Annotated in this window: 23 protein-coding genes; 4 read left to right on the top strand and 19 right to left on the bottom strand. The window is 68.6% G+C overall.

All coding sequences use genetic code 11. The features are described from left to right. Position 1: 1 nt before the first annotated feature. Together ACFO5X_RS16725 and ACFO5X_RS16720 are read right to left on the bottom strand one after the other, a co-directional pair. Positions 2-448 (bottom strand): GNAT family N-acetyltransferase, encoded by a 447-nt coding sequence (locus ACFO5X_RS16725; protein WP_380718971.1) that lies wholly within the window; start codon positions 446-448, stop codon positions 2-4. After that, complete coding sequence (locus ACFO5X_RS16720) at positions 445-1,368, bottom strand: LysR substrate-binding domain-containing protein (protein WP_380718969.1); 924 nt, start codon at positions 1,366-1,368, stop codon at positions 445-447. Before ACFO5X_RS16720 ends, ACFO5X_RS16725 begins: the two co-directional genes overlap by 4 nt. Positions 1,369-1,514: 146 nt before the next feature. Here ACFO5X_RS16720 and ACFO5X_RS16715 point away from each other — a divergent pair, with 146 nt between their 5' ends. Further along, the gene (locus tag ACFO5X_RS16715; protein WP_380718967.1) at positions 1,515-2,417 is read left to right on the top strand and encodes an aminotransferase class IV; all 903 of its coding nucleotides are present in this window, start codon (positions 1,515-1,517) and stop codon (positions 2,415-2,417) included. 15 nt (positions 2,418-2,432) lie between these two features. Here ACFO5X_RS16715 and ACFO5X_RS16710 read toward each other — a convergent pair whose 3' ends face one another. The 4 genes from ACFO5X_RS16710 to ACFO5X_RS16695 all read right to left on the bottom strand — a co-directional run bounded on the left by ACFO5X_RS16710 (position 2,433) and on the right by ACFO5X_RS16695 (position 6,803). Continuing rightward, positions 2,433-2,885: a response regulator gene (locus tag ACFO5X_RS16710; protein ID WP_380718965.1), complete on the bottom strand. Its 453-nt coding sequence runs from the start codon at positions 2,883-2,885 to the stop codon at positions 2,433-2,435. A 252-nt stretch (positions 2,886-3,137) separates the two neighbouring features. Beyond that, positions 3,138-3,869, bottom strand: coding sequence for a Crp/Fnr family transcriptional regulator (locus ACFO5X_RS16705; protein ID WP_380718962.1), 732 nt, complete (start codon positions 3,867-3,869; stop codon positions 3,138-3,140). 136 nt (positions 3,870-4,005) lie between these two features. Further along, positions 4,006-5,277, bottom strand: a complete 1,272-nt coding sequence (locus ACFO5X_RS16700; RefSeq protein ID WP_380718960.1) for an ABC transporter substrate-binding protein — start codon at positions 5,275-5,277, stop codon at positions 4,006-4,008. A gap of 134 nt (positions 5,278-5,411) precedes the next feature. Beyond that, entirely contained in the window at positions 5,412-6,803 is a 1,392-nt protein-coding gene (locus ACFO5X_RS16695; RefSeq protein ID WP_380718958.1) for a hypothetical protein, read from the bottom strand. Positions 6,804-6,834: 31 nt separating this feature from the next. Here ACFO5X_RS16695 and ACFO5X_RS16690 point away from each other — a divergent pair, with 31 nt between their 5' ends. From ACFO5X_RS16690 to ACFO5X_RS16680, 3 genes are read left to right on the top strand one after another with little or no spacing between them, the layout of a single operon-like run. Beyond that, complete coding sequence (locus ACFO5X_RS16690) at positions 6,835-7,614, top strand: copper chaperone PCu(A)C domain-containing protein (protein WP_380718956.1); 780 nt, start codon at positions 6,835-6,837, stop codon at positions 7,612-7,614. 56 nt (positions 7,615-7,670) lie between these two features. Further along, on the top strand, positions 7,671-9,719 hold the full coding sequence (locus ACFO5X_RS16685; RefSeq protein WP_380718953.1) for a hydantoinase/oxoprolinase family protein: 2,049 nt from the start codon (positions 7,671-7,673) through the stop codon (positions 9,717-9,719). Further along, a complete protein-coding gene (locus ACFO5X_RS16680; protein WP_380718951.1) occupies positions 9,716-11,455 on the top strand; it encodes a hydantoinase B/oxoprolinase family protein in 1,740 nt (579 codons plus the stop codon). Before ACFO5X_RS16685 ends, ACFO5X_RS16680 begins: the two co-directional genes overlap by 4 nt. Positions 11,456-11,608: 153 nt before the next feature. Here ACFO5X_RS16680 and ACFO5X_RS16675 read toward each other — a convergent pair whose 3' ends face one another. The 13 genes from ACFO5X_RS16675 to murC all read right to left on the bottom strand — a co-directional run bounded on the left by ACFO5X_RS16675 (position 11,609) and on the right by murC (position 26,928). Continuing rightward, positions 11,609-13,294, bottom strand: a complete 1,686-nt coding sequence (locus ACFO5X_RS16675; RefSeq protein ID WP_380718949.1) for a chloride channel protein — start codon at positions 13,292-13,294, stop codon at positions 11,609-11,611. Positions 13,295-13,358: 64 nt separating this feature from the next. Continuing rightward, positions 13,359-14,813: a pyridoxal phosphate-dependent decarboxylase family protein gene (locus ACFO5X_RS16670; protein WP_380718947.1), complete on the bottom strand. Its 1,455-nt coding sequence runs from the start codon at positions 14,811-14,813 to the stop codon at positions 13,359-13,361. 11 nt (positions 14,814-14,824) lie between these two features. Next, positions 14,825-16,474, bottom strand: a complete 1,650-nt coding sequence (gene recN / locus ACFO5X_RS16665) for a DNA repair protein RecN (RefSeq protein ID WP_380718945.1) — start codon at positions 16,472-16,474, stop codon at positions 14,825-14,827. Between the two features lie 30 nt (positions 16,475-16,504). Then, entirely contained in the window at positions 16,505-17,356 is an 852-nt protein-coding gene (locus ACFO5X_RS16660) for an outer membrane protein assembly factor BamD (RefSeq protein ID WP_380718943.1), read from the bottom strand. 151 nt (positions 17,357-17,507) lie between these two features. Then, positions 17,508-18,428 (bottom strand): UDP-3-O-acyl-N-acetylglucosamine deacetylase, encoded by a 921-nt coding sequence (lpxC, locus tag ACFO5X_RS16655; protein ID WP_380718941.1) that lies wholly within the window; start codon positions 18,426-18,428, stop codon positions 17,508-17,510. 215 nt (positions 18,429-18,643) lie between these two features. Then, positions 18,644-20,236: a cell division protein FtsZ gene (gene ftsZ, locus ACFO5X_RS16650; RefSeq protein ID WP_380718939.1), complete on the bottom strand. Its 1,593-nt coding sequence runs from the start codon at positions 20,234-20,236 to the stop codon at positions 18,644-18,646. A gap of 395 nt (positions 20,237-20,631) precedes the next feature. Continuing rightward, on the bottom strand, positions 20,632-21,966 hold the full coding sequence (ftsA, locus tag ACFO5X_RS16645; RefSeq protein ID WP_380718937.1) for a cell division protein FtsA: 1,335 nt from the start codon (positions 21,964-21,966) through the stop codon (positions 20,632-20,634). A 44-nt stretch (positions 21,967-22,010) separates the two neighbouring features. Further along, positions 22,011-22,907, bottom strand: a complete 897-nt coding sequence (locus ACFO5X_RS16640; protein WP_380718935.1) for a cell division protein FtsQ/DivIB — start codon at positions 22,905-22,907, stop codon at positions 22,011-22,013. Then, positions 22,888-23,766, bottom strand: a complete 879-nt coding sequence (locus ACFO5X_RS16635) for a D-alanine--D-alanine ligase (protein WP_380718933.1) — start codon at positions 23,764-23,766, stop codon at positions 22,888-22,890. The genes ACFO5X_RS16640 and ACFO5X_RS16635 overlap by 20 nt, the downstream gene beginning before the upstream one ends. 152 nt (positions 23,767-23,918) lie before the next feature. Beyond that, positions 23,919-24,839: a UDP-N-acetylmuramate dehydrogenase gene (gene murB / locus ACFO5X_RS16630; protein WP_380718930.1), complete on the bottom strand. Its 921-nt coding sequence runs from the start codon at positions 24,837-24,839 to the stop codon at positions 23,919-23,921. Positions 24,840-24,966: 127 nt separating this feature from the next. Then, on the bottom strand, positions 24,967-25,215 hold the full coding sequence (locus ACFO5X_RS16625) for a DUF2484 family protein (protein ID WP_380718928.1): 249 nt from the start codon (positions 25,213-25,215) through the stop codon (positions 24,967-24,969). Further along, entirely contained in the window at positions 25,212-25,454 is a 243-nt protein-coding gene (locus ACFO5X_RS16620; RefSeq protein ID WP_380718926.1) for a DUF2484 family protein, read from the bottom strand. The genes ACFO5X_RS16625 and ACFO5X_RS16620 overlap by 4 nt, the downstream gene beginning before the upstream one ends. A 70-nt stretch (positions 25,455-25,524) precedes the next feature. After that, entirely contained in the window at positions 25,525-26,928 is a 1,404-nt protein-coding gene (gene murC, locus ACFO5X_RS16615; protein ID WP_380719544.1) for a UDP-N-acetylmuramate--L-alanine ligase, read from the bottom strand. Positions 26,929-26,939 lie beyond the last annotated feature (11 nt).

The following is a 26,939-nucleotide window of genomic DNA, read 5'->3' as shown; positions in this document are numbered from 1 at the left end:
CTCAGTCCAGGTCGATCTGATACCGCCGCACCGCAACCGCCTCGGCCAGCCGGTCGTACAGCGCCTGCGCCGCCAGATTGTCCGCGTCGGTCTCCCACTCGATCCGCCGCCAGCCCCGCGCCGCGCCTTCGCTGCGCAGATGCGCGATCACCGCCTCCCCCAGCCCCCGGCGCCGCGCAAACCCGGCAATCCACAGGTCCTCCAGAATCGCCACATCGCGCGGGCTGAACGTGTGCTGGCGCAGCACCACATGGGCCAGCCCCGCGGGCCTGCCCTCCAGACGGACCAGCCAGCCCAGCATCCGCTCCGCCTCCATCAGCCGCGCCCAGATCGCCGGAATCGCCTCGACCGCCGCCGCCCCCGCGCCGAAATGCGCCAGATTGGCCCGCCACAGCGCCTCCCAGTCCGCCCGATCCTCCGCCGCCAGCGCGCGTATCTCCACGGTCATGCCTCCCCCATCGCCCGCTCCGTCGCCGCCGCCTCGACCATCCACCGGCTCAGGTTGCGCACCCGCCGGTCGCGCGCCAGCGCCTCGGGATAGACCAGAAAATACCCCCCGCCGGTATGGGCGCGATGCGCGAACAGCGGCGTCAGCCGTCCCGCCCCCACGTCAAAGGCCGCGATCTCGACCCCGGCCAGCGCCACCCCGGCCCCGTCCATCGCCGCGCGCAGGGCAAGCCCTGCCGAATCCACCATCATCACCGCCGCCGGCCGCACCGGCCCGCCCGGCAGGGTCGCGTTCCAGCGTGCGTAATTCTCGCGCCGATACTGCGACAAGAACAACGTCATCCCGGCCACCCGCTCCCGCATCTCGCCCGGATCGTCGCACCGGACCGAAGGCGCGCCGAACAGCGTGACGCTCTCCTCGAACAGCAGATCCGCCTGCAAGCCCTCCCACTGCCCCTGCCCGTGGCGCACCGCCGCATCCGCCACCCCGGCGGCCAGATCCACCGCCTCCTGCGTGGTCGAGATCAGCAGATCGAACCCGTTGCGCTCGAAGGGATAGCGCGTCAGCCGGGGCGAGAACCAATGCGCCGCGAAGGTCGGCAGCATCGACAGCCGCAGCGGGCCCGTGGTCCGGTCCTGCTTCAGATCGCCCACCGCCGCCGCGATCCGGGTGAACCCTTCGGTCAGCCCCGGCGCCAGCCGCACCCCCGCCTCGGTCAGTTCCAGCGCCGGCCCCACACGCCGCATCAGCACCAGCCCCAGCGAATCCTCCAGCCCGCGCAGCTGATGGCTGATCGCCGAGGGCGTCACCCCCAGTTCCAGCGCCGCCTCCTTGATTGACAGATGCCGCGCCGCCGCCTCGAAGGCGCGCAGCGCGTTCAGCGGCACGTTCAGCCGATAGGATGCAGGCGTGCGGTCCATGTCTCACTTCCTTGCAGGCATGTTTCCCGTCAATCCGCGCCAAGGCGAACGACCATTTCTCATAAGATGCTGAAAACACCTCACTCGCCAAGCCCGCCGGGATCAAGGGACAGTCCGGCGCAAGCCTCAGCGAGAGGGAGACACCCATGCCCGCGCCCCTGTCCGCCGATCCCGCCCCCGCCTATGTCTGGTGCGACGGCGCGCTGCTGCCCGCGGCCGAGGCGCGCATCCCCCTGGTCAGCCAGACTCATGACGCCGCCTGCGCCGTCTTCGAGGGCATCCGCGCCTATGACGCCCGGCTGTTCCTGGCCGCGGCGCATTTCGACCGTTTCGCGCGCTCGGCCGACCTGATGGGATATGCCCTGCCCTGGACCACGCCCGACCTGATCGCCGCCGCCGAGGCGGTGCTCTGGGCCAGCGGCCTCGGCGACGCCTACCTCCGCCCCATCGCCTGGCGCAGCGGCGACAGCCCGTCTGCACCCTGCTCGGGGGGAACCATCCACACCGCCATCTTCGCCTGGCCCTGGCCCGAGACGGGCGCGCCGCCCGGCCTGCGGCTGGTCCTGTCAGACTGGCGACGCCCCGCGCCCGACACCGCCCCGACCGCCGCCAAATGCGCCGGCCTCTGCCTCGCTGGCACCCTCGCGCGCGCCGCCGCCCGCGCCGCCGGTCACGACGACGCGCTCATGCTGGATGCCTGCGGCCACGTCGCCGCCGCCACCACCGCCAATATCGTTCTGCTGAAGGATGGCGCGCTGGTCTCGCCCAGGCCGACCTGTTTCGTCGACAGCCTGACCAAGCGTCACGTCTTCACCCTCGCCCGCGCCCTCGGCCTCGCCGTCCGCGAAACCCGGGTGACTCTCGCCGACCTCGATGCCGCACAAGAGGTCTTTGTAACCGGCACCGCCACCGGCCTTCGCCCCGTGATCTCGCTCAGCCGGCCAGACCGGCACAGCGTCTGGCCGCCCGGGCCGGTAAGCGAGGCGCTGCGCGAGAAATTCCATGCCACGACGCGCGCGCCCGCCGCCATCACGGCTCTGCACTCCTGACCCCCGAACGCCTGGCTACCGCTGCACGCCCAGCGCCAATCCCCAGTCCTCGATCAGCCTTTCGATCAGTTCCTTGTTGTACGGCTTGTGCAACACAGGCATCACCGGAAAATCGGCGATCGCCTCGACATCATCGCCGAACGCCGTGGCCAGCACCGCCCGAATCTCGCGCTCTTCGCATTGGCGGGCGACCGCGCTCGAGTTTCCCTGGAACAGGTTGACGTCCAGCAGGGCAAAGGTGACATGCCCTTCGTCGAGGGCCCGCAAGGCCTCGGCGGCCGTCGACACGGTGGTCACCCGCTGGGCCCCCAGTTCGCGCAGCATGTCGGACGCATCCATGCCGATGACGAAGTTGTCTTCGAGGATCAGAACCGAGGCCAAAAGCGGCGCATAGGCCGGTTCGGGACGTCGCGTCGCATCTGCGGACGCAGAACCGAACTCCTCCGGCTCACTCGCGCCGAACTCCATTCCGGTATCGATTCGCCTGCTATCATTGTCGCACATCGTCAGCAGCTCACCCCTTACGAACATGTGACTCGCCCCACACCCGCGAAAGGCGAATGGTTAACGCCTGTCGTCCGCCACGGGATAAAGCAAAGTTTTGCTTCCGGCACGTATCTCCGAAAAGCTTAGTTAACGCGCCGCGCGCTCTGGCGCATTAAACTGCGACATAGCGCTCGGTCTTATCGTTGACTGCGCGGGAAGACCCCTGTGCGCCTGTCACATCAGCGGGCGTTTCTGCGGCCGCTCCAGATCGACCATCGCCAGTTCCGCCAGTTCCTGAGGCTTTTTCAGGTTCAGCGTGCCGTCCTGCCACTCTATCAGCCCCATCGCGCGCAAGGCCTGAAGCGTCTTGTTTGTGTGCACCAGCGACAAACCCAGCGCGTCGGCCAGGTCCTGCTGCCGGAAATGCAGCGGCACCTTGTGCCCCGTGCTCATCCCGACGGCATCCAGACGCTCGAAAATGCGAATCAAAGCCCAGGCGATTCGCTGCGTCGCGTCCCGCTGCCCCAGAGAGGCGATGGTCTCGCCAAGAAAGTGCTCTTCCACCGCCGCGATCCAGGTCAGGTCATAGGCGCGTTCGGGATGAGTCTTGAACACCTCCCAGATGTCGTTCCTGCGGAAAACGCACAGCGTCATCTCGGTCGTGGCGTCGATCGAATGCTTCATCTCGCCCATGATCCCGGCCTGCAAGCCTAGGAAATCACCCGGAAAAACAAAGTTGATCACCTGCCGCTTGCCGTTCTCCAGCGTCTTGTAGCGGGTGCCCATCCCCTCCAGCACGGTGAACAGCTGCGGGCTGTTCGATCCCTCCATCAGGATCGTGGTGCCCGCGTCCACGCGCAGTTCCCCGGTCTTGAACCACGCCATGAATTCCAGTTCGTCTTTGGTGAAGTCCGTGAACAGCTCCCGTTTGCGCAGCGGACAGATCTTGCACGTCGTTCCGGGCATCTTGTTCACACCTTCACCTCTGTGTCACAGTTTAAGTCAGCGAACCGCAATCGGTTCCGCGGGATGAGAAAAGACCGCGCCAAAAGGCACGGTCTCGGTCGAGGTCGTTAACACTTTACCCTCACGACGGGGCGCGTCAGAAGGCCTGCGTGGTGTAGTCCGCCTCGTCCGGATACAGCGTATCCTCGATCGAGGTGGTATGCTTCAGCACCAGCTTCCCCCCATTGACCTGCGAGATGTACTGATGCCCGAAGACCTGGTGCGTCTTGCCGTTGAACAGCTTCGCCCCCTGCGGATGCGCCGCCGATTCCGGCATCTCGGTCATCGCCTCCACCGCTTCGATCAGCTTGGCGCGATCCTCCGGCCCGGCATAGCCCGATGCCTCCATCGCCTCCTTGATCACATGCAGCGTTTCCCAGCAGCCGAACATATGCGCATAGGTCGAGACGTCCTTCGGATCGCTCAGCGAGGCGCCGTTGTCATCCACCCCGACGGCGGCGCGATAGGCCTTGTCGAACTCGCTCTGGCCCTCCTGCGCATAGCGCGGATTGCCCTCCCAGAAATAGGTTCCCTCCAGGAACTCCAGCCCGGGCGAGGCAAGATCGACCGCCTCCAGGCTGTCGATGAACCCGAAGATCTCCGGCCGCGACGGCCCGAAGAACTCGCCCATCTCCTTCACGAAGGTCAGCACGGCAGGCCCGACCATCACGTGATAGATCACCTCGGTGTCGCGCGGGATCTTCGGGAAATACTTGGTAAAGCTGGTCTCGGTCGGCGGAATCGCGATCTGCGCCACCACCTCACCGCCCGAGGCCTGGATCGCCGGCACCAGGTTGTCGCGGTGATCGTAGCCGAACCCGTAGTCCGGATAGATCATCGTCACCTTCTTGCCCAGCGTCCCGGTGATATAGGGCGCCATCGCCTGCACCTGGCTCTTCACGTCGGTGATGCCCGGCTGCAGCGTATAGCGGTTCAGCATCCCGCTCGCCACGTGATGGCCTTCCGACACCACGAAATACGGCAGCTTCAGCTCCCCCGCCCGCGGCGCCGAGCCGATGACCACATGGCTGAACAGCGTGCCATAGGCGATGTCGCACTTGTGCTGGCTCGCGAACTTCTCGATCACCTCGGCCCCGCGCTTGGGATCGGTGCCATCGTCCTCGGCCACGATCTCGACCATCCGGCCGTTGATCCCGCCCTCGTCGTTGATCTTCTTCACCGCCGCCTCGGTCGTGCGGCTGTACCAGCGCCCGTAGGCCGCGCCGATGCCGGTGGAATGCACCTGGAACCCGATCTTGATCGGCGCCGCGGACTGCGCCTGCGCATAGCGCGCCCACAGCGGCAGCGTCGCCGCCCCTGCGATGGTCTTCAGCGCCGTGCGCCGGTTCGGTTGGATCAGCTTCGACATGAGGGGCCCCCTTGGTCTGTGATGCGCCCCGGTGCCGGGGCGGCAATTGGAATGACTCTGCAAGGCGTCCGCCGCTCTGTCCAGCACTTTCCCTTACGTCTCCCGCCCGCGCGCACCGCCTGCACGCTCATCGCTCACGCCCCGCGCGGTGAGGCCAGCAGCCACAGCCCGAACAGCGTATAGGCCACCATGAAGGCCGCCACCGGCAACTGGCTCAGCACCGCGCGCCGCCGCGTGGGAAACTGCCGCGCCGCGATGGCATGGGCCAGCACGATCGACAGCATGTGCCCGGCCACCACCGCCCCCGCCTGCGTCAGGAAGATCGCGCGCACGCTGTCCTGCGTATTGAAGAACCCCGTCGTCACCTGGAACCGCCCCAGCCCCAGCAGATCCCAGCCCCGCGCAAAGGGATCGCTTGCCGCGATCAGCGCATATTGCCCGTCGACCAGCAGCGCGGTCAGGTAATGCGCCACGTGATAGCCCAGCGCGATGGGCAACAGCGCCGGCGCGAACCGGCAGAAACCCTCCGCCCATCCCATGCCGCCCCCGGCCAGCGCGATGCCCGCCCGCACCACCAGCGCAAAGGCCAGCGCCAGCGCCAGATTGGCCGCCAGCAGCCCGGCAAGGCTGGGCACGATCACCACCGACCGCCCCGGAAACTCCAGCGGATTGATCCCGATCCGCGCCAGCCACCAGAAGGTCTCGTTCAGCCCGTCGAAACTGCCGCTGCCCAGCATCGCCACAAGGAACAGCGCCAGCCCCAGCGGCGGCGCAGGGGCGCGCAGGATTTGCCAGCCCCACAGCCCGATCCGCCCCCGCGCGATCAGCCCCAGCTGCCCGTAGGCCCGGAAGAACACGCCGAACGGCTCGCCCCGCAGAAGGAATCGCGGCCCGAAGGCCAGCGCGCCCAGAAAGGCCGCCAGCCAATAAAGCCCCGCCACCCGCGCCAGCCGCGCCGGATCGAACGGCGCCGGATCCGCCAGCAGGAACCCGGTGAAGGCCAGGAACCCCGCCAGCGCGACCCAGGGCGCAACGCGGCGCGACAGATGCCACGAGGTCCGCAAGCCCAGCGCCCGCATCATCAGCACCGGCCCCCGCCAGGGGTTGACCCAGGCCCAGATGTCTCCGACCAGCCCGACCACCGCCGTGAAGGCGATCCACCAGACCGTCCAGACCGCCAGCGGCAGCGGGTTCGCCAGCGGATCGCGCGCCCCCGCCACCCCGGCCCACAGCAGCGCCATCAGCACCGCGAACCCGGCCCAGCTCGTCGCCAGCGCCCAGCCGTCTCGCCGCCCCCGCCCCATCCGCAGCGGCGCGAAGGCGCGCGCCAGCCAGGCCTCGGGCAGCAGCGCCAGCAAGACCACCGTCGCCGCCACGCTGGCCGATCCCGCGGCGATATAGACATCGGTCGGCAACAGCAGCACGAACCCCTGTTCCGAGGCATGGGCCCGCGCCGCGCCCGGCGAAAGCAGCGCAAAAGCAAGCAACCCCCGCTTGCGCAACAGGAAATCTTGAGTGACAGTCATGGCGGCACCACTCTACCCGCCGGAGCAAGGGATGAAAGTCGCAAAACTGCTGGCCATTCTGGCAATGGCCATCGCCGTTCTGACCGGCGCCTATCTCCTTTGGCCCTCGGGCAACGGACCCGCCCCCCTGCTCTCCTCCGCCGTTGCCATCCCGCTTGCAACCGAGCCGGGCAGCTTCGCCGTGACCATGCGCATCGAGAACCGCGGCGGCCCCGACCGCCTGACCGGCGCCCGCTCGGACGAGGCCACCTCGGTCGCCATCACCGGCGGCACCACGCCCGAAGGCCTGCCGATCCCGGCCGACGGCACACCCCTGCTCGCGATGGACGGCGCGCACCTGCGCCTCTCCGGCCTCACCGGCGACCCGGCCGAGGGCCGGCTGATTCCCCTCACCCTGCATTTCGACACCGCCGGCGACATCACGACCCGCGCCCGCATCTCGGCCCCCGATCCCAACGACCACGCCGCCCACGGCATGGACCGCACGCTGGATCTCGGCCCGATCGAGGTGGCGCCCAAGGTGATGATGGACCTTCGCCCCGAAGGCGACGGCTGGACCATCAAGCTCGACACCGGCGCCTTCCAGCTGACCGAAACCGGCGTCGACGGCGAAAACGTCCCCGGCCAGGGCCACGCCCACCTCTATCTCGACGGGCTCAAGCTCGAACGCATGTATGGCCCCATCGCCCATATCGGCGCGCTGCCGGTCGGCCAGCACATCATCCAGGTCATCCTCAACACCCACGACCACCGCGCGATCCATGCGGGCGGCAAGCCGGTCGGCGCCATCGCCCTGATCGACGTCCGTTGACTTGACGGCCCATTTGCGAAGAATGTTTGCATACGAATGATTTTACCGGAGCGGTCATGGCACATCAGTCCGCCGGCGCGATTGTCGGAGTCGATGTCGGGGGCACCTTCACCGATCTGGTCGAGCTTGACCCGGCCACCGGCCGCGTCCGCCTCGCCAAGGTCCCGAGCACGCTCGACAACCAGGCCTTCGGCGTCCTGAACGCCCTGCGCGCGGCGGGCTGCGACCTGCCCGCCCTCGGCCTCATCGTCCACGGCACCACCACCACGACCAACGCCGTGCTGGAACGCAAGCTGGCGAAAACCGGCCTCATCACCACCCTGGGCTTCCGCGACGTGCTCGAACTCGGCCGCCGTACAAGGCCGCAGGCCTACGGGATGAAGGGCGAATTCCGCCCCCTGATCCCCCGCGACCTGCGCCTCGAGGTTCCCGAGCGCATGGATGCCGCCGGCGAAGTCCTCACTCCGCTGGACGAAGACGCCGTCAGGGCCGCCGGCGAGCGGCTGATCGCCGAGGGCTGCGACTCCGTCGTCATCCACTTCCTGCACGCCTACGCGAACCCCGCCCACGAGCTGCGCGCCGCCGAAATCCTGCGCGCGATCTGGCCCAACGACTACATCACCATGGGCCATGCCCTGCTCTCGGAATCTCGCGAATTCGAACGCGGCGTCACCGCCGCCGTCAACGCCTCGGTCCAGCCCCTGATCGCCCGCTACATCCGCCGCCTGACCTCGGAACTGGCCACGGCGGGCTACACCGGCGAGGTGCTGGTGATGAACGGCAACGGCGGCATGGTCTCGGCCGCCCGCGTCGCCGAAGAGGCCGCTAAGACCGTCATGTCCGGCCCCGCCTCCGGCGTCATGGCCGCCGCCTACACCGGGCGGCAGGCCGGCATCGGCAACCTCATCACCTACGACATGGGCGGCACCTCCACCGATGTCGCCCTGATCCGCAACGCCGAACCGACGGTCTCGAATGAAATTGAGATCGAATACGCCATGCCGATCCACGTCCCCATGGTCGACGTGCGCACCGTCGGCGCCGGCGGCGGCTCGATCGCCCGCGTCAATCAGGCCGGCCTGCTGGAGGTCGGCCCCGAAAGCGCCGGCGCCACCCCCGGCCCCATCTGCTATGGCCGGGGCGGGACCGAACCCACCATCTCCGACGCCAACATGCTGCTGGGCCGGCTCGACCCGACCCGCCTCGCCTCGGTGGAAGGCACCTCGCTCGACACCGTGCGCGCCATCTTCGACGACAGGCTGGGAAAACCGCTGTCGCTCGACGCCACCCGCGCGGCGGCGGCGGTGATCCGCATCGCCAACCTCAAGATGGCCGGCGCAATCCGCATGGTCTCGCTCTCCCTCGGCGCCGACCCGCGCGACTTCGCCCTCTTCGCCTTCGGCGGCGCCGGCCCCCTGCACGCCTCCGCGCTGGCCAAGGAACTCGGCATCCCCCGCGTCCTCGTCCCCTGCCGCCCCGGCATCACCAACGCCATCGGCTGCCTCGTCGCCGACCTGCGCCACGACTTCGTGCAGACGCTCAACACGCCCCTCGCCCGGCTCGACCCCGCCCGCCTGCACGCCGTCTTCGCCGCCCAGACCGCCGAGGGCGAGGCGCTGATCGCGCGCGAGAACATCGAGGCCGCCGCCATCCGCCGCCTCTATTCCGTCGACATGCAGTTCATCGGCCAGACTCACCTCCTGCGCGTCCCGCTCGACCGCCCCGATGTCGATACCGAGACCCTGCAACGCCTGTTCGAAGAGGCCTATTTCCGCCGCTTCCGCGTCGACCTGCCCGAAATCCGCGCCAACCTCGTCAACGCCAACTGCTCGGTGATCGGCACCCGCCCCGAAATCGACCTCGCCACCCTGATCGCCCCCGAAGAGCGCAAGGCGACCCTGCAAGAGGCCCAGCTGACCCGCCGTCCCGTCTTCTTCGACGACTGGCACGACACCCCGGTCTACTGGCGCGACCACCTGCCCGCCGATGCCACACTCACCGGCCCGGCCGTGATCCAGCAGATGGACACGACGATCCTCATCGAACCCGGCGACCGCGTGACCACCGACGCCGGCGGCAATCTCATCGTGGAGGTCGCGCGATGACCCTCGACCCGATCACCCTCTCGGTCATCCAGGCCGGCCTGCAGCAGGTCTGCGACGAGATGGACCTCTCCTTCTCCCGCGCCGCCTTCTCCCCGGTGATCGCCGAGGCCAATGACCGTTCCGATGGCATCTATTCCGCCGAGGACGGTTCGCTGATCGCGCAGGGCTCGCAGGGCCTGCCGGTCTTCGTTGGCACGATGCAATACTCCACCCGCATCCTGATCGAGCGCATCGCCAGCGGCGAAACCGCCGCGCCGCAGCCCGACGACATCTATATCGTCAACGACCCCTATCTCGGCGGCACCCACCTGATGGACGTCCGCTTCGCCCGCCCCTTCTACCGCAACGGCGAGATCTTCTGCTGGCTCTCCAACACCGGCCACTGGCCCGACACCGGCGGCGCTGTGCCCGGCGGCTTCTCCGCCTCGGCCACTGCGGTGGAACAGGAAGGCCTGCGCCTGCCCCCGGTCCGCCTGTTCAAGCAGGGCCAGCTCGACACCGAGATCTTCGCCATCATCTGCTCCAACATCCGCGTCGCAGACCAGCGCATCGGCGACGTCAAGGCCCAGGCCGCAGCCCTTCTCGTCGGCGAAGCACGCCTGAACGAACTCCTGGACCGCTACGGCGACGACACCGTGCGCGCCGCCATCGCCGAACTGCGCACCCGCGCCGCGACGCAAATGCGCGCCTTCGTCGCGGACATTCCCGACGGAGAATTCCAATCCACCGCCTGGATCGACAGCGACGGCGTGGTGAACGAACCGCTCGCCATTCGCCTCACCGTGACCAAGGACCACGACCACCTCACCTTCGATTTCGCCGGCTCCTCCGCCCCCTGCGCCGGCCCGATGAACTCGGTCCGCGCCACGACCTTCTCCGCCGTCTACCTCGCCATGCGCCACATCTTCCCCGAGGTCCCGATGAGCGCGGGGGCCTTCGAGCCCCTCACCATCACCGGCATCGAAAACACCTTCCTCGACGCGAAATACCCCCGCCCCGTCTCCGGCTGCGCCGCCGAAGTCTCCCAACGCATCGCCGAAGCCGTCTTCGCCGCCCTCGTCGCCCCCCTGCCCGACCGCGTCACCGCCGCGCCCGCCGGTACCTCCGGCAACTTCGCGCTCGGCGGCCACGACCCGGCGCGCGGCCGCGATTTCGTGATGTATCAGATCAGCGGCGGCGGCTACGGCGGCAACGCCGACCACGACGGGCTCGCCAACGGCTGCTCCACCATCGGCATCTCCAAGGCGCCCCCGGTGGAAATCATGGAGCAGGCCTTCCCCGTCCTCTACCGCCGCTATGCCCTGCACGAAGGCTCGGGCGGCGCGGGCCAGCACCGCGGTGGCTTCGGCCTCGACTACGAGGTGGAACTCCGGCGCGGCGCCGCTCGCGCCAGCTTCGTCATGGACCACGGCCGCTTCGGCCCCCAGGGCGCGCTCGGCGGCGGCGACGGCGCGGTGAACCGCGTGACGGTCTGGCAGAACGGCACGCCCTACACGCCCACGCATCTGTCGAAGGAACAGGACATCCCGATGGCCCCCGGCGACCGCGTCCGCGTCCAGACTCCCGGTGGCGGCGGCTATGGCGACCCCTTGCGCCGCGCGCCCGAGGCGGTGCTGGAAGACACCCGCCTCGGCCGCTACACGCCCGACCAGGCCCGCGATCTCTTCGGCGTGGCGCTGACCGGCAGCCCGCTCCGCATCAACAGCGTTGCAACCCAGACCCTGCGCCGGCGCTGACGGCGACCGGGAAATCGCGCTGCGCGCGATGCCTGCGGCGCAGGTATTTTTGAACCAGAGAAGCCAGCGGCGCGGCGCCTCCCATTTCTCTGGTTGAAAAATACCTTGGGGGAGTCGCGCCGAAGGCGCGGCGGGGGCAAAGCCCCCAAAGCGTCAGCTGTGCTCTTCTGCCGCCGTCGCCGCCAGCGCCCGGTTGTAGGCGCGCAGCGCATCGACATGGAACAGCGCGCCGACCAGATCTTCGGCGCCCTCCGCGTCGCGGATCATCACCGCGAGGCAGGGCACGTCGTCGCGCTCGAAGACCGCCATCGCCGCCTCCAGCGTCGAGGAGGCCTCCACCTTCAGCCCCTCGCCCGCCAGCGCCTCCAGCGCCGCGCGGTCGGGCGCGCGCGCGTCGCCCAGCGGCCGCATCACCGCCCCGGCGCGGAACATCGCCAGCAGGTAGGCCTGCGGCCCCGCCGCCAGATGGATGTGCCGCCGCTCGAGCTGGGTCAGGAAGAACGACCGGTCCACCAGCCGCGAGGCGAGCGCGGTCGACAGCGAGACCGAGGTCATCACCGCGATGCCGATCTGCCAGTCGCCGGTCAGCTCGAAGACGATCAGCGTGGTCGAGATCGGCGCGCCCAGCACCGCCGCCGCCACCGCGCCCATGCCGGCAAAGGCATACAGCGTATGCGCCCCCGAGACATGCGGCAGCAGCCCCGTCGCGATCAGCCCGAAGGCCAGCCCGGTCAGCGCCCCGACCATCAGCGCGGGCGAGAAGATGCCGCCGCCCATCCGCCCGCCGAAGGTCACCGCCACCGCCACCGCCTTGAGGATGGCAAAGACGATGGCCTCGTGCAGCACGAGATCGCCCGACAGCGCGCGGAAGGTCGTCTCGTAGCCCACCCCGATGATATGGGGAAAGCCGATCGCCATCCCTCCCAGCAGCAGCCCCGCGACCGCCGGGCGCAACCAGCCCGGCAGGCGGATCAGCCGCTGCAGCCAGCTCCCGATGTCCTCGGCCCAGAACACCCCGCGCATCAGCAGCGCCGAGACCACGCCGCAGATCAGCCCCAGGATCAGGAAGGCCGGCAGCTCGACATAGAACTTCAGCGACCCCGGTGTGGTCAGCACGAATTCGGTCACATCGCCGAACTCCAGCCGGTTGATCACCGTCCCCGCGACCGAGGCGATGACGATGGGCGCGAAGGCGTGCACGGCAAAGTGGCGCAGCACCACCTCCAGCGCGAACAGCGCCCCCGCGATCGGCGCGTTGAAACTGGCCGAGACCGCCGCCGCCACCGCGCAGCCCAGCAGATCGCGGCCGGTGATCCCGTCGGCGTTGATCTTGCGGCTGACCACCGTGGCGATCACCCCCGCCAGATGCACCACCGGTCCCTCGCGCCCCGAGGACCCGCCCGAAGAGAGCGTCACCAGCGAGGCCAGCGCCGAGGCGAGGCCCGCCCGTGTCTCGACCCGGCCGTCGCGCAGCGCCGCGCCCTCGATCACGTCCGCCACGCCCCGGGCGCGCCCGTCGCGGGTGAACCAGTGCAGGATCAGCCCCACCACCAGCCCGCCCGCGACCGGCAGCAGCAGGATCCAGTACCAGGGCAGCGAACTGGCGTAGGAATGCAGGAACTGCACGTCGTCCGTGCCGTAAAGCGCCGCCTGCAGGGCGTTGATCCCTTTGCGGAAGAACAGCGCGGCAAAGCCGGCAGAGACCCCGATCACCAGGGCGATGAACCAGAACTGCACCTGACTGGGCCCGCGCCGCAGCATCACCGTCCAGCCGTCCCGAAGCGCCACCACCGCCAGGTCGCGCTGCGTCGCCAGGAAAGAGCGGTCGGGGTCGGTCATGGCTGCCGTTCACCGGTTGCGGGTTGGCCCTCTTTAGGCCAACCGCCGACGGGCGTGAAGGGGGTCAGCCGCCCGCGCGTTCGGCCAGGATCTCGGCCCCGATGCGGCGCACCGCCTCCACCAGCAGGTCCAGGTCGGATGCCCGCGTGCGGTGGTTGGTGATATTGACCCGGATCGCCTTCATTCCCTCCACCGTCGTGGTCGAGGGCGCGGCGATCCCCGCCTCCTGCAGGCGGATCACGATCTCGTCGTTCAGCGCGTCGGCGTCGCCTTCGCTGCGGTAGCGGAAACAGCAGATGTTCAGCGTCACCGGCGCCAGCAGCTCCAGCGCGGGATCGGCCGCGACGAGGTCGCCCAGATAGGACGCCTGCCGGCAGTTCTTGGCGATCATCCGGCCCAGCCGCGCCGTGCCATGTTCGGCCAGCTGCGCCCAGACCTTCAGCGCGCGGAAGGTGCGCGACAGCTCGGGCCCGTAATCAACCGGCCAGGGATTGCCCGCCGCCAGCCCCCGCTCGGCGCCCTTGAGATAGCGCGGGCGGTCGGAAAACGCCTGCCGGTGCGCCGCCTCGTCGCGGATCAGCACACAGCCCGCGTCATAGGTCACATGCAGCCATTTGTGGAAATCGAAGGCCAGGCTGTCTGCCCGCTCAATGCCATTCACCCGCGGCTTCAGCCCCGGATCCAGCACCGCCAGCGCGCCGAAGGCGCCATCGACATGAAACCACAGCCCCTCCTGCGCCGCGAGATCGGCCAGCGCGTCGAGGTCGTCGAAGGTGCCAAGGTCCACCGACCCCGCCGTGCCGACGATCACGAAAGGCTCCAGCCCCGACGCCCGGTCCTCGGCGATCCGGACGCGCAGCGCGTCCAGGTCCATGCCGCCGCTCGCATCCACCGGCACCCGGCGCAGCGCCGCGCTGCCCAGTCCCAGCATGTCGAAGGCCCGGTCGGTGCAGCCATGGGCCAGTGCCGAGGTATAGCCAACCAGCCGCGCCGCGCCGATCCCCTGCCGCCGCGCCTCCACGCCCAGCCGCGCCTCGCGCGCGGCCTTCAGCGCCACGATGGTCGCCATTGAGGTGCCCGAGACGATCAGCCCGCTGGCCTCTGCCGGAAAGCCGAAGATCTCGCGGCACCAGCGGATCACCTGCTTTTCCACATGGATCGCGCCATGTTCGCGCCCGCCTAGGTTGGCGTTCATCGCGCTGGCCGCCATCTCGGCCACCAGCTGCGAGGGCGTGCCCGACCCATGCACCCAGCCGAAGAACCGCGGATGCGTGTTGCCCACGCCGAACGGCAGCAGCGCGGCGATCTGCGCATCGACCGCCCCCGCGCCCAGCCCCTCGACCGGCAGCGCCACGTCAAAGGCCGCCTTCAGCGCCTCGGTTGGCATCCGCCAGACCGGCCCCTCGCCGCCGCCCTCCATCCGGTCGACGGCAGCATCCAGCATCGCGTGGGCGCGGGCGCGAAACGCCGCCCAGTCGGCGGGATCGAGCGTTTCCACCGGTGTGTCGGATTCACTCATCGCAAGGTCCCTCAGCCGTCCAGAAGTGCGCGTGCCGCGGCGCGGGCCGCATCGGTGATCGTGTCACCCGCCAGCATCCGCGCGATCTCATCCACCCGGCCGGCCGCGGCCACCGGCACCACGCTGGACAGCGTCACGCCGCCCTTCACATCCTTGGCCACGCGCCAGTGATGCGCCCCGCGCGCCGCGACCTGCGGCGAATGGGTCACGACCAGCACCTGACCGCCCGCCGCCAGCTGTTCCAGCCGCCGGCCCACGGCATCGGCGGTGGCCCCGCCCACGCCCCGGTCGATCTCGTCGAAGATCATCGTGCGCCCGCTGTCCGTCCCGGTCAGGCAGACCTTCAGCGCCAGCAGGAAGCGGCTCAGCTCGCCGCCCGAGGCGATCTTGTTCAGTGGCCCCGAGGGCGCGCCCGGATTGGTCGCCACCGTGAACTGCACCGCGTCGCGCCCGTCGGGGCCCGGCTCACCCGGGGTGATGTCGGTGGCAAAGACGGCGCGCTCCATCTTCAGCGGCGCAAGCTCGGCCATCACCGAGCGGTCCAGCGCCTGCGCCGCCTGCCGCCGCGCCTGCCCCAGCGCCTCGGCCGCCGCGTCATAGGCCGCCTCCGCCGCCTTCAGCTCGGCCCGCTGCCGGCCCAGATCGGCGTCGCCCGCATCCAGCGCCGCCAGCCGCGCGCGCAGCGCATCGGCATGAGCGGCCAGGTCGTCGGGCGCCACCGCGTGCTTGCGCGCCAGCCCGCGGATCGCGAACAGCCGCTCCTCCGCCGCCTCCAGCTCGGACGTATCGAACCGCATCTGGTCCAGCGCCCGCTCCACCCCCGACTGAGCATCGCCCAGTTCGATCATCGCCCGGTTCAGCGCCGCGATCGGCTCGTCCAGCAGGCCCTCGGCCTTGTCCGACACCCCCTCCAGCCAGCGCAGCGCGTCGCCCAGCGCCGCCTCGCCCGCCTCGCCGCCCATCAGCTCGAAGGCACGCGCGATATCGCCCCGGATCCGCTCGGCCCCCTGCATCGCGCGCCGCCGCGTGTCCAGCACCGCCTCCTCGCCCGGCTCGGGCGCCAGCTTGTCCAGTTCCTTGACCGCGTGGCGCAGGAAATCCTCCTCCGCCCGCACCTTCTCCAGCGCCTCTTCCGTCGCCACCACCGCCGCCCGCGCCGCGCCCATCGCCCGCCAGGCCGCCCGCACCCCAGAGCGCTGCACCTCCAGCGCGCCGAAGGCATCCAGCATGTCGCGATGTCCGCGCGGGTTGAGCAGGCCCCGGTCGTCCTGCTGGCCGTGCAGCTCCACCAGCACGTCCGACAGCCCGCGCAGGACCTCGCCCGACGCGCGGCGGTCGTTCACGAAGGCGGTCTTGCGCCCGTCCGAAGTGTTTATGCGCCGCAGGATCAGCTCGTCGGCCTCCGGCATCCCCGCCTCGGCCAGCACCGCCCGCGCCGGATGGCCCGGCGCCAGGTCGAACACCGCCGTCACCTCGCCCTGATCGGCGCCCTGCCGCACCAGATCGGCCCGCCCGCGCCACCCCAGCACGAACCCCAGCGAATCGAGCAGGATGGACTTGCCCGCCCCGGTCTCGCCAGTCAGCACGTTCAGGCCCGGCTGGAACGCCAGGTCCAGCCGGTCGATGATCAGCATGTCGCGGATTTCAAGCGCGCGCAGCATGTGCCCAGCCTTCGAGTCGCGCCCGCGCGCTCAGAGCCACTTCCCTTGCAGCGACTGCCGGTAGATCTGTGCCAGCCAGTTGTCGCCCTTCGATTTCATCGACAGGCCCCGGCTCGTCAGCAGCTTGTAGCTGTCCTGATACCAGTCCGTGGACTGGAAGTTGTGGCCCAGGATCGCCCCGGCGGTCTGCGCCTCGTCGGTCAGCCCCAGCGACAGATAGGCCTCGACCAGACGGTGCAGCGCCTCGGGCGTCTGCGTCGTGGTCTGGAACTCCTCGACCACCACGCGGAAGCGGTTGATCGCCGAGGCATAGTGCTTGTGCCGCAGGTAGTAGCGACCGATTTCCATTTCCTTGCCGGCCAGATGGTCGAAGGCCAGGTCGAACTTGAGAATCGCCGCGCTGGCGTATTCGCTGTTGGGATACTGCTCGATCACCGTGCGCAGCGCCTGCAGCGCCTGGAAGGTCAGCCCCTGATCGCGGCCCACCTCGTCGATCTGGTCGTAATAGCTCAGTGCCAGCAGATACTGCGCATAGGCCGCATCTTCATCCGCCGGATAGAAATCGATGAACCGCTGCGCCGCCGACCGGCTTTCCGGATAGTTGCGCTTCTGGTGATAGGAATAGGCTTGCATGATCAACGCGCGCTTGGCCCAGGAAGAATAGGGATAAAGCCGCTCGATCTCCGAGAAGTAATAGGCCGCGTCATCGGCCCGCTTGCGCGCCAGCTCGAATTCGCCGCGCTCATAGATCTGTTCGGGCGTGTATCCCTCAAGAGACTCGGATCGGTCACTCGGAGCACCGAGTCCGCCGCTGCAAGCCGACACAACGGCCACCAGCAGAACGGCTCCGATCAGTTTAACCCGCGCCATGCCGCCAAACATCCTTCGTCACCCTTGTCACCGCCGTCGCCCGTCCTGCCCGGCAGGGCATGGTCTGTCACAGCAAGTATCGTTGCTGAATGTCTTACGGGTAACTCCGGGGGGGAGGCAAGCGACAACCGGCAATTCCCTTCCGCCGCGCGACCTTTGGGCCTCACGCGACCTTCGGAACTTCGGCCAGGACCAGCCCCTGCCCCGGCAGACGCTCGGTCATGCGCGCGTCGCACAGCACCGGCCGCACCGCACCCGGTGTTGCGAAAAGTTCGCGCAGCAGCGTGTTGGTCAGCGAATGACCCGCCCGCTCGCCCACGTAATGGCCCAGCAGCGGCCCGCCCGCCAGCGACAGATCGCCCAGCGCGTCCAGCATCTTGTGGCGCACCGCTTCGTCCGCATGGCGGAAACCGCCCGGGCTCAGCACCGCGTCGCCGTCGACGACCACCGCATTGGTCAGCGTGCCGCCCAGCGCGAGGCCCTTCTCGTGCATCGCATCCACATCCGCCTGACGGCAGAAGGTGCGGCTGTCGCATAGCTCGCGCGCAAAGGCGCCGTTCTTCATGTCGAGCACCTTGCTCTGCCGCCCGATGGCCGCATCGGCAAAGTCGATGTGGAATTCGATGAAAAGCCCGTCCGCCGGCTTCAGCGAGGCGCGCGCCCCGTCCTTCTCGACGCTCACCGGCTTCATCACCTGATAGGCCAGCACCGGCGCCGCCAGACGGCGCAGGCCACGGCTCATGATGGCGCGCACGAAGGGCGCGGCCGAGCCGTCGAGGATCGGCACTTCGGGCCCGTCGATCTCGATCAGCGCATTGTGAACGCCGCAGCCGGCCAGCGCGGCCATCACATGCTCGACGGTCGAGACCGACACACCGGCCGAATTGACCAGCCGCGTGTTCAGCGGGCTGCGCTCGACCACGTCCCATAGGGCGGGGATCAGCGCATTCCCGATGGCGATGTCGGTGCGGCGGAACCAGATGCCCTGCCCGGCCGACGCGGGTCGCAGAGTCATCCGAACCGGAGCGCCGGTATGCAGACCGACCCCCTCGAAAACCACCGGCGATTTAAGCGTATTCTGCAAGGCGAGCCCCAGATCCAGTTGAACGGCCCCACCCGGGGCCTGTCTTGGTATCGGAGTTAACCAGTGGGTCACCTTCCCTCAACTCAAACTTTGCAACGGAATGAAACATCCCTGTAACAAATCGGCGAATCGGCGCTAATGACGTAACAAACACTTGATTTAACTAAAGAAAAGGCCGCCCCGAGGCGGCCTTTTCAGTAAGGAATGTTACCGGTTCAGTTCGCCTGACGGCGCAGGAATGCCGGAATTTCGATCCGATCCTGGTTGGTTTCCGGCTCACGCGCGGGGCGCGGAGCGGCGTCGGTCTGGCGCAGTTGCGGCTGCGGACGGGCCTGCGTGGGCCGTTCGGCCGGCGTGTCGGCGGCATGTCCGGTCATCCGGTTGATCAGCGAATTGATCCCGAACCCCTTGCGGTCGGTCGATGCGGCAGCGGCCGCGGTGCGGGCCTGATGCTGCTGCGCCGGGCTGCCCGGATGACGCTGGGCCGCCGCCTGCAGACGGGCCAGGGCCTCGGGCGACGGGGTGCCCGGTGCCGGAGCTTTCGGCGCCACGAAGGCGGCCGCCGGCTCGTCCTCCTCGAACTCGGCCTGCGGCCGGAAGGCCGGCACGGTCGGGCGATAGGCCGGCATCGGCAGATCGTCTTCCGCCTCGTCCTCGATGTAGGTCTGGGCGCTCTTGCGCTCGATCCCGTCGAACAGGCTCGGCTCCTCGGCGGCCTCGGACATCGCGGCAACCGCCGGCTCCTGCATCCGCGCCGCAACCGGTTCGGGCTTTTCCACGACCGCCGGCTTCAGCGGCTGCGACATCGACCGGCGCGGCACCGGAATGTCGTCTTCCTTGACGCTGGCGTCGATGCCGGTGGCGACAACGCTCACGCGCATCATGCCCTGCATGTCCGGGTCCAGGGTCGAGCCGACGATGATGTTCGCGTCCGGGTCCACTTCCTCGCGGATGCGGTTGGCCGCCTCGTCCAGTTCGAACAGCGTCAGGTCGTGGCTGCCGGTGATGTTGATCAGAACACCCTTGGCGCCGCGTAGCGAAATCTCGTCCAGCAGCGGGTTGGCGATCGCCTTCTCGGCGGCTTCGATGGCGCGGTTGTCGCCCTCGGCCTCGCCCGTGCCCATCATCGCCTTGCCCATCTCGTCCATCACCGCGCGCACGTCGGCAAAGTCGAGGTTGATCAGGCCGGGACGCACCATCAGGTCGGTCACGCCCTTCACGCCCTGATACAGCACGTCATCGGCCATGCTGAAGGCTTCGGTGAAGGTGGTCTTCTCGTTGGCAAGACGGAACAGGTTCTGGTTCGGAATGATGATCAGCGTGTCGACCACCTTCTGCAGCGCATCCACGCCCTCTTCCGCCTGGCGCATCCGCTTGGCGCCTTCGAACTGGAACGGCTTGGTCACGACGCCGACGGTCAGCACGCCCAGCTCGCGCGCGGCCTGCGCGATGATCGGCGCGGCGCCGGTCCCGGTGCCGCCGCCCATGCCCGCGGTGATAAAGCACATATGCGCGCCCGCGAGGTGATCGACGATCTCTTCGATGCTCTCTTCCGCGGCGGCGGCGCCCACGGCGGCCCGCGCGCCCGCGCCCAGCCCCTCGGTCACCTTCACGCCCATCTGGATGCGGTTCGTCGCCGCGCTCTGCGCGAGCGCCTGCGCGTCGGTGTTGGCCACCACGAACTCCACGCCGTCCAGTTTCTTCTCGATCATGTTGTTGACGGCGTTCCCACCGGCGCCGCCAACGCCGAAGACCGTAATACGGGGCCGGAGGTCTTCATGCCCGGGCATCGAAAGATTCAAAGTCATAACTGTTTCCGCCTGTCGCTGATCGTAAACGTCCAGTCGCCGCCTCTGTCGGGCGGCTCCGCCATCTGGAACAGTCATACCGCGACCGGCGGGACACGTCACCCGAAAAACTGGAGTTGTCCACAAAATATGGCAAGACACGACCCGATTAAGGCGGTATTTTGCTCACCCGCCGAGATATTGGGGTTGTAAACAAGGGAGATACAATAGGCAGAGCGGTCGCCGAAAGTATCGGCGAGTCCCCCCGGCTCATGCGGAGTCTCAATCTCTGGTTGTGCGGATGACTGCTCGATCAGCCGTCCGGGCCTCTGCGGACCTTGTGGATAACTCTAACATGCCCTCCCCGGCACGTCACCCGATTCCCTCCTGCGGGAATCGGGGCGGCCGATGCCCGCTCACCAGTTGTCGCGGAACCATTTCACCGCGCGCTTCAGCGACCGCGCCGGATAGCGGTCGACCGGAATCTCGAAATCCCACCATTCGTCCTGCGGATGCGCGGCGAACAGGCTCAGCCCCACCGCCGAGGCGAACCCCGGCCCGGTCGCCGACTGCGGCAGCCCGTGCACCCGCAGCGGCCGCCCAAGCCGCACCTGCTGCCCCAGGATCCGGCAGGCCAGCCCGTCCAGCCCCGGCGTCTGGCTGCCGCCACCAGTCAGCACGATCTGCTGGCTCGGCAGGTAGTCGAACCCCGCCGCATCCAGCCGCTGGCGCACCTCTTCCAGAATTTCCTCGACCCGCGGCCGCATGATCCCGATCAGTTCCGCCCGGCTCACCCGGCGGCGGTCATGCTCGTAATCGCCGGTATCGCCGCCGATCTCGATCAGTTCGCGGTCATCCATCCCCGTCGCCTGAACCCCGCCGTGAATGGTCTTCAACCGCTCGGCATTGGCCATCGGAATGCCCAGGCCCATCGAGATGTCCTGCGTCACGTGATCCCCGCCCATCGCCACGCAATCGGCATAGATCATGTGCTTTTTCATGAAGATGGAGACCGAAGTTGTCCCGCCGCCCATGTCCACGCAGGCCGCGCCCAGCTCCTGTTCGTCCTCCACCAGCGACGAGATCCCCGACACATAGGCCGAGTTGGCGATGCCCGCCAGCTCCAGATCGCAGCGCTTGATGCAATGCACCAGATTGGCGATGGCATCCGACTCCACCGTCAGCATGTGCATGTCCACCGCCAGGCTCTGCCCCAGCTGCCCGCGCGGATCGGCCAGACCCGAGCGGTGGTCCAGCGCAAAGTTCACCGGCTGCGCGTGCAGCACCTCGCGCCCGTGGCCGTATTCCGGCACCTCGCAGGCGGCCAGCACACGCGCCACCTCGTTCTCGTTGACCAGCTGGCCCTCCAGCTCCACCCGCGCGTCCAGCCCGTAGGACCGCGGCGAGGCGCCCGAGAAGCAGGCGATCACGTGATCGACCCGCACCTCGGCCATCTTCTGCGCCTGCTGCAGGGCGGTGCGGATCGCCCGCTCGGTCTCGCCCATCGCGGTGATCTCGCCGAACTGCACCCCGCGCGACCGTGTCGTCGCCGCGCCCACCACGCGGAAATTCGACTGCCCCGCCAGCGCCCCGATGGAATTGTCGTCGCTCAGCCGCGCCGCCCCGTCGAAGCGCAGCACCAGACAGGCGATCTTCGACGACCCCACGTCCAGAATGGCGATCACGCCCCGTTGCAATGCCTGCTGCCGCATCTGCCGCATCGCCCGCTGCGACTGGTAAAGGTCCCTCATTCGTCTACCGCCCGTCCGTTCTTTTTGCTTTTGTTTACTGCTCGTTATCGCATCGCGCGAATGCGCCACCAATCCTGCACTGCCGCCTGCGTCATCCGCAGCGTCGGCCGTTCCTCCAGCCGCATGTCCACCACCGCCACGTCGCGGTCCAGCATGTCCTGCGCCTGATCCAGCGCGATCACCCGCTCCAGCGCCGCCACCGGCATCTCGGTCGGCAGCATGATCCGCTGGTCGCGGTCCAGCACCAGATCCCAGCGCCGCTCGCCCACCCGCACCAGCCCGCGCAGCCGGTCGCCCATCGGCGCCGCCGCCGCCATCAGCTCCAGCGCCTCGGCCACATGCCTGTCCGCGCCCTCGCCCGCGATCAGCGGCAGGTCGGCACGGTCGCTGCGCACCGCCACCTCGGCGATATGGGTGCCGTTCTCGTCCAGCATCGACAGCCCCTCGGCCGTGCGCCACAGCACCGCCGGCTGCCGCTCGACCACGTCGATCTGCAAAATGCCGCCCGGCTTGATCCGCACGCTGACCGACTTGACCGGATCCAGCCCCGCCACCGTCAGGCGGATCTGTTCGAGATCGAGATCGAAGCTCGACACCGGGAAATCGATCGGCACCACCTCGCGGATATCCTCCGCCAGCGTATCGCCCGCCCCGTCGATCGCCATCAGCGCGACCATGAACTCGGGCCGCTCCTCGACGCTCGCGCGCACCGAGGCCATCCAGTCGACAATCGCCTGCCGCCGCTCCTCCTTGGCCAGATAGCTCGAGGTCAGCGTGAACACGAGAAGGAAGGGAATGCCCGCGCGCAGCGCCAGCCGGATGCCCGGCGTAAGCATCCAGCGCTGAATGCGATAGCTCAGCCGCGACGGCGCCGGATCGTGCCGCCCCGCCTTCATGCCCGGTCCCCGCACCGCAATGCGCTCAGCGGTCGCATGAGGCATCCTCCACCAGCATCCGGCACAGCTGGCCAAAGGTAATCCCCATCGCCCCCGCCTGCTCGGGCGTCAGTGAGGTCGGCGTCATGCCCGGCTGGGTATTGGTCTCCAGCAGGAACAGCCCCTTGGCGCCCCGGCGCTCGTCCCAGCGGATATCGGTCCGGCTGATCCCCCGGCACCCCAGCGCCCTGTGCGCGTGCAGCGCGTAGTCGAGGCAGAGGTCGAAGATCTCGTCCGGCAGATCCGCCGGCACCACATGCCGCGACCCGCCCGGCTTGTATTTCGCGTCATAGTCGTACCAGCCATCGGTCAGGATGTCCGTCACCGTCAGCGCCCGGTCGCCCAGCACCGTCACGGTCAGCTCGCGCCCCGGCACATAGGCCTCGACCATCACCTGCTCGGGCATCGCCTCGGACAGCTGCGGAGGGCCGTTCGCCTCCTCATGCACCAGGTAGATGCCGACGGACGACCCCTCGTTGTTCGGCTTCACCACATAGGGCGGCTGCATCACGTGATCCGCCATCACCTCGGCCTTGGGCCGGATCAGCGAGGGCGCGACCGGAAGGCCGGCGGATTCATAGGCGGATTTGCTGCGCTGCTTGTCCATCGCCAGCGCCGAGGCCAGCACCCCCGAATGCGTATAGGGGATCCGCAGCCATTCCAGCATGCCCTGCACACAGCCGTCCTCGCCCCAGCGCCCGTGCAGCGCATTGAAGACGGCGTCGGGGCGCAGCTCGCTCAGGCGCTGCGCCAGATCGGGGCCGGCATCGACCTCGATCACCTCGTATCCCTCGCCCCTCAGCGCGGCGGCACATCCCTGCCCCGTGGACAGCGAAACCTCGCGCTCTGCCGAGGGTCCGCCCATCAATACCGCTACGCGTCGGACTGTCCCGCTCGACTGTCCCAAATCCTCTGCCTCGATTGCGCCGGACCTTTTTGCCTGTGGTCCGTTGTGTCTGCCCCTGCCCGGCCCGTGATTATTGCCTGTATTCGGGTCCGTTTCAGGGTGATGTCATCCTACGGATCGCCGACCCGCATGATTTCCCATTCTAGCTTTATCCCGCTGGACTCGTAAACCTTTTTTCGCACCGCCTCGCCCAGCCCCTCGAGGTCCGCCGCCGTCGCGCCGCCGGTGTTGATCAGGAAGTTCGAATGCTTCGGGCTCATCTGCGCCCCGCCCCGCCGCGCGCCCCGCATCCCGGCGTCGTCGATCACCTTCCAGGCCTTCAGCTCATGCGTGTCATCCGCCCGCCCGGTCGAGGAGAACCCCGCCGGATTGCGAAAGGTCGATCCCGCGCTGCGCTCCTTCGTGGGCTGGCTCGCATCGCGCCGGGCGATCTGCTCGTCCATCCGTTCGTGCAGATCCTGCGGCGCGCCCTTCGGCCCCCGGAAGGTCGCCTGCGTCAGCACCCAGCCCTCGGGCAGCCGCGACTGGCGATAGCGCAGGTCAAGCTCGGCGGGCGTCAGCGTCACCACCTCGCCGGCGCGCGTCACCGCCCGGGCCGAGACCAGCGCATCGGCGACATAATGCCCATAGCAGCCCGCGTTCATCCGCACCGCGCCGCCGATGCTGCCCGGAATGGTGCGCAGGAAGGTCAGGTCGACCCCCGCATCCGCCGCCTTGCGCGCCACATGCGCATCCAGCGCGGCACTTCCGGCGGTGACCGTGTCGCCCTTGACCTCGATCCCGTTGAACCCGCGCCCCAGCCGGATCACAACGGCCCGCAGCCCGCCATCCCGCACGATCAGGTTCGACCCGACGCCCATGGGAAAGACCTTCACCGAAGGGTCGAGCGCCTTCAGGAAGGCCGCCAGATCCGCCTCGTCCGCCGGCAGGAACAACCAGTCCGCCGGCCCGCCCACACGCAGCCAGGTCAGCTCGGCCAGCGGCCGGTTCGGAGTCAGGGTGCCGCGCACGGCGGGGAGTGTAACAGTCATGTGGCAGAGCTAATCGGCCCGCGCACAGCCTGCAAGCAAAGAGATTGAACAGCCCGCCCCGCCCCCTGTTTTCCTCGCAGGAAAACAGACCGAAATCCTCGCAGGATTTCGCCTCGCGCCGCCCGGGCTACCGCCCCGCCCGCGCCCGCACCCAGCGCCCGAGATAGATCACCGGCCAGCGCAGCACGCTCATCCCCGCCACCAGCACGATCAGCCCCACCCAGGGGCCGTTCTGCCAGGTGACATAGCCCAGGATCGGGATGCCGAGTGCAATCAGGACGTAGGCCGCGCGCCAGTGGTAATCCCGGCTCGGCAGCAGCGCGATCACATTGGCGGCAACGCCCCAGAGCGCGGCAAGAACCAGCGACGGGCTCATTCCGCCACTCCCCGCCAGCGCCGCCAGAAATAGCGCAGCGGATGGCGGAACATCGACAGGACCCCGGCCAGCGCCAGACCCCCGACCAGCCAGCCATGCACGACCCACAGCCAGGCGATCAGCACCGGCGCCAGCGCCAGCAGCAAAAGGCCCGGGCCGTATTGCCGGCGCATCGGCAGGAAGGCGGTGACCGTCGCCGCCAGCACCCAGAGCGCGGCCGAGATCGCCGGCGCGCTCATGTGATATCTCCCCGGCCCCGGCCACGCCCCAGCGGCGCGCAAGGGCCGCCAGAGGGCAACCGCCGCGCCATCAGAGCGGCTTGCCCAGACGCTCGGGCAGCGCATTGGCCCAGGCGCTGATCGTCCCCGCGCCCAGGCAGACCACCATGTCCCCGGGCCGCGCCTGCTCACGCACGAGGCGCTCCAGATCGTCCTCGCTCAGGATCGCGCGGGCATGGCGGTGGCCGTGGCGGATCAGCCCGGCCACCAGATCGTCGCGCGACGCGCCGGGGATCGGCGCCTCGCCCGCGGCATAGACCTCGGCAATCGCCACCACATCCGCCTCATTGAAGCAGTTGCAGAAATCCTCGAACAGGCTCGACAGCCGGGTATAACGGTGCGGCTGATGCACCGCGATGACCCGCCCCTTGGTCGCCTGCCGCGCCGCCTTCAGCACGGCGGCGATCTCCACCGGATGGTGGCCGTAATCGTCGATGATGGTCACGCCATCGACCTCGCCCACCCTGGTGAACCGCCGGTTGACCCCACCGAAGGCGGCGAGTGCCTTGCGGATCTCCTCGCCCTTCATCCCCAGATGCCGCGCCACCGCCACCGCCGAAAGCGCGTTGCTCACGTTGTGGTCGCCCGGCATCGGCAGGGTGCAGCCCTCGATCACCATGTCCTCGGCCTGCAGCGCGATGTCGAAATGCGCCACGCCGTTCTCGTAGGTCAGGTTCAGCGCCCGCACATCGGCCTGGGCGTTGAACCCGAAGGTCGTCACCCGCCGGTCGGTTATGCGCCCCACCAGCGCCTGCACCTCGGGGTGATCGGTACAGCAGACCGCCAGCCCGTAGAAGGGGATGTTGGACACGAACTGGTAGAAGCCGTCGCGCAGGTTCTCGATGCTGTGCCAGTGCTCCATATGCTCGGGGTCGATATTCGTCACGATGGCGATGGTCGCCGGCAGCCGGTTGAAGGTGCCATCGCTCTCGTCGGCCTCCACCACCATCCACTCGCCCTGCCCCATGCGGGCGTTCGAGCCATAGGCATGGATGATCCCGCCATTCACCACCGTCGGGTCGAAGTTGCCCGCGTCCAGCAGCGTCGCCACCATCGTCGTTGTCGTGGTCTTGCCGTGGGTGCCGGCGACCGCGACGTTGGACTTCAGCCGCATCAGCTCGGCCAGCATCTCGGCCCGGCGCACCACCGGCAGGCCCCGCCTGCGCGCCTCGTCCAGCTCTGGATTGCCCGACTTGATCGCGGAAGAGATCACCACCACCTCGGCCCCGGCCAGGTTCTCCGCCGCCTGCCCGACAAAGACCGTCGCGCCCAGACCCTCCAGCCGCTCGGTGATCTTGCTCGCCTTCAGGTCCGACCCCTGTACGGTATAGCCGTGGTTCAAAAGCACCTCGGCGATGCCCGACATGCCGATGCCGCCGATCCCGACAAAGTGGATCGGCCCGATATCGAGCGGGAGTTTGGTTGCGGCATTCATGATCAGGCTTC

Source organism: Seohaeicola nanhaiensis, assembly GCF_042654245.1.
Taxonomy (GTDB): Bacteria; Pseudomonadota; Alphaproteobacteria; order Rhodobacterales; family Rhodobacteraceae; genus Seohaeicola_A; species Seohaeicola_A nanhaiensis.
The sequence above is the reverse complement of the archived record's forward strand: the minus strand, read 5'-3'. Positions and strand labels throughout refer to the sequence as shown.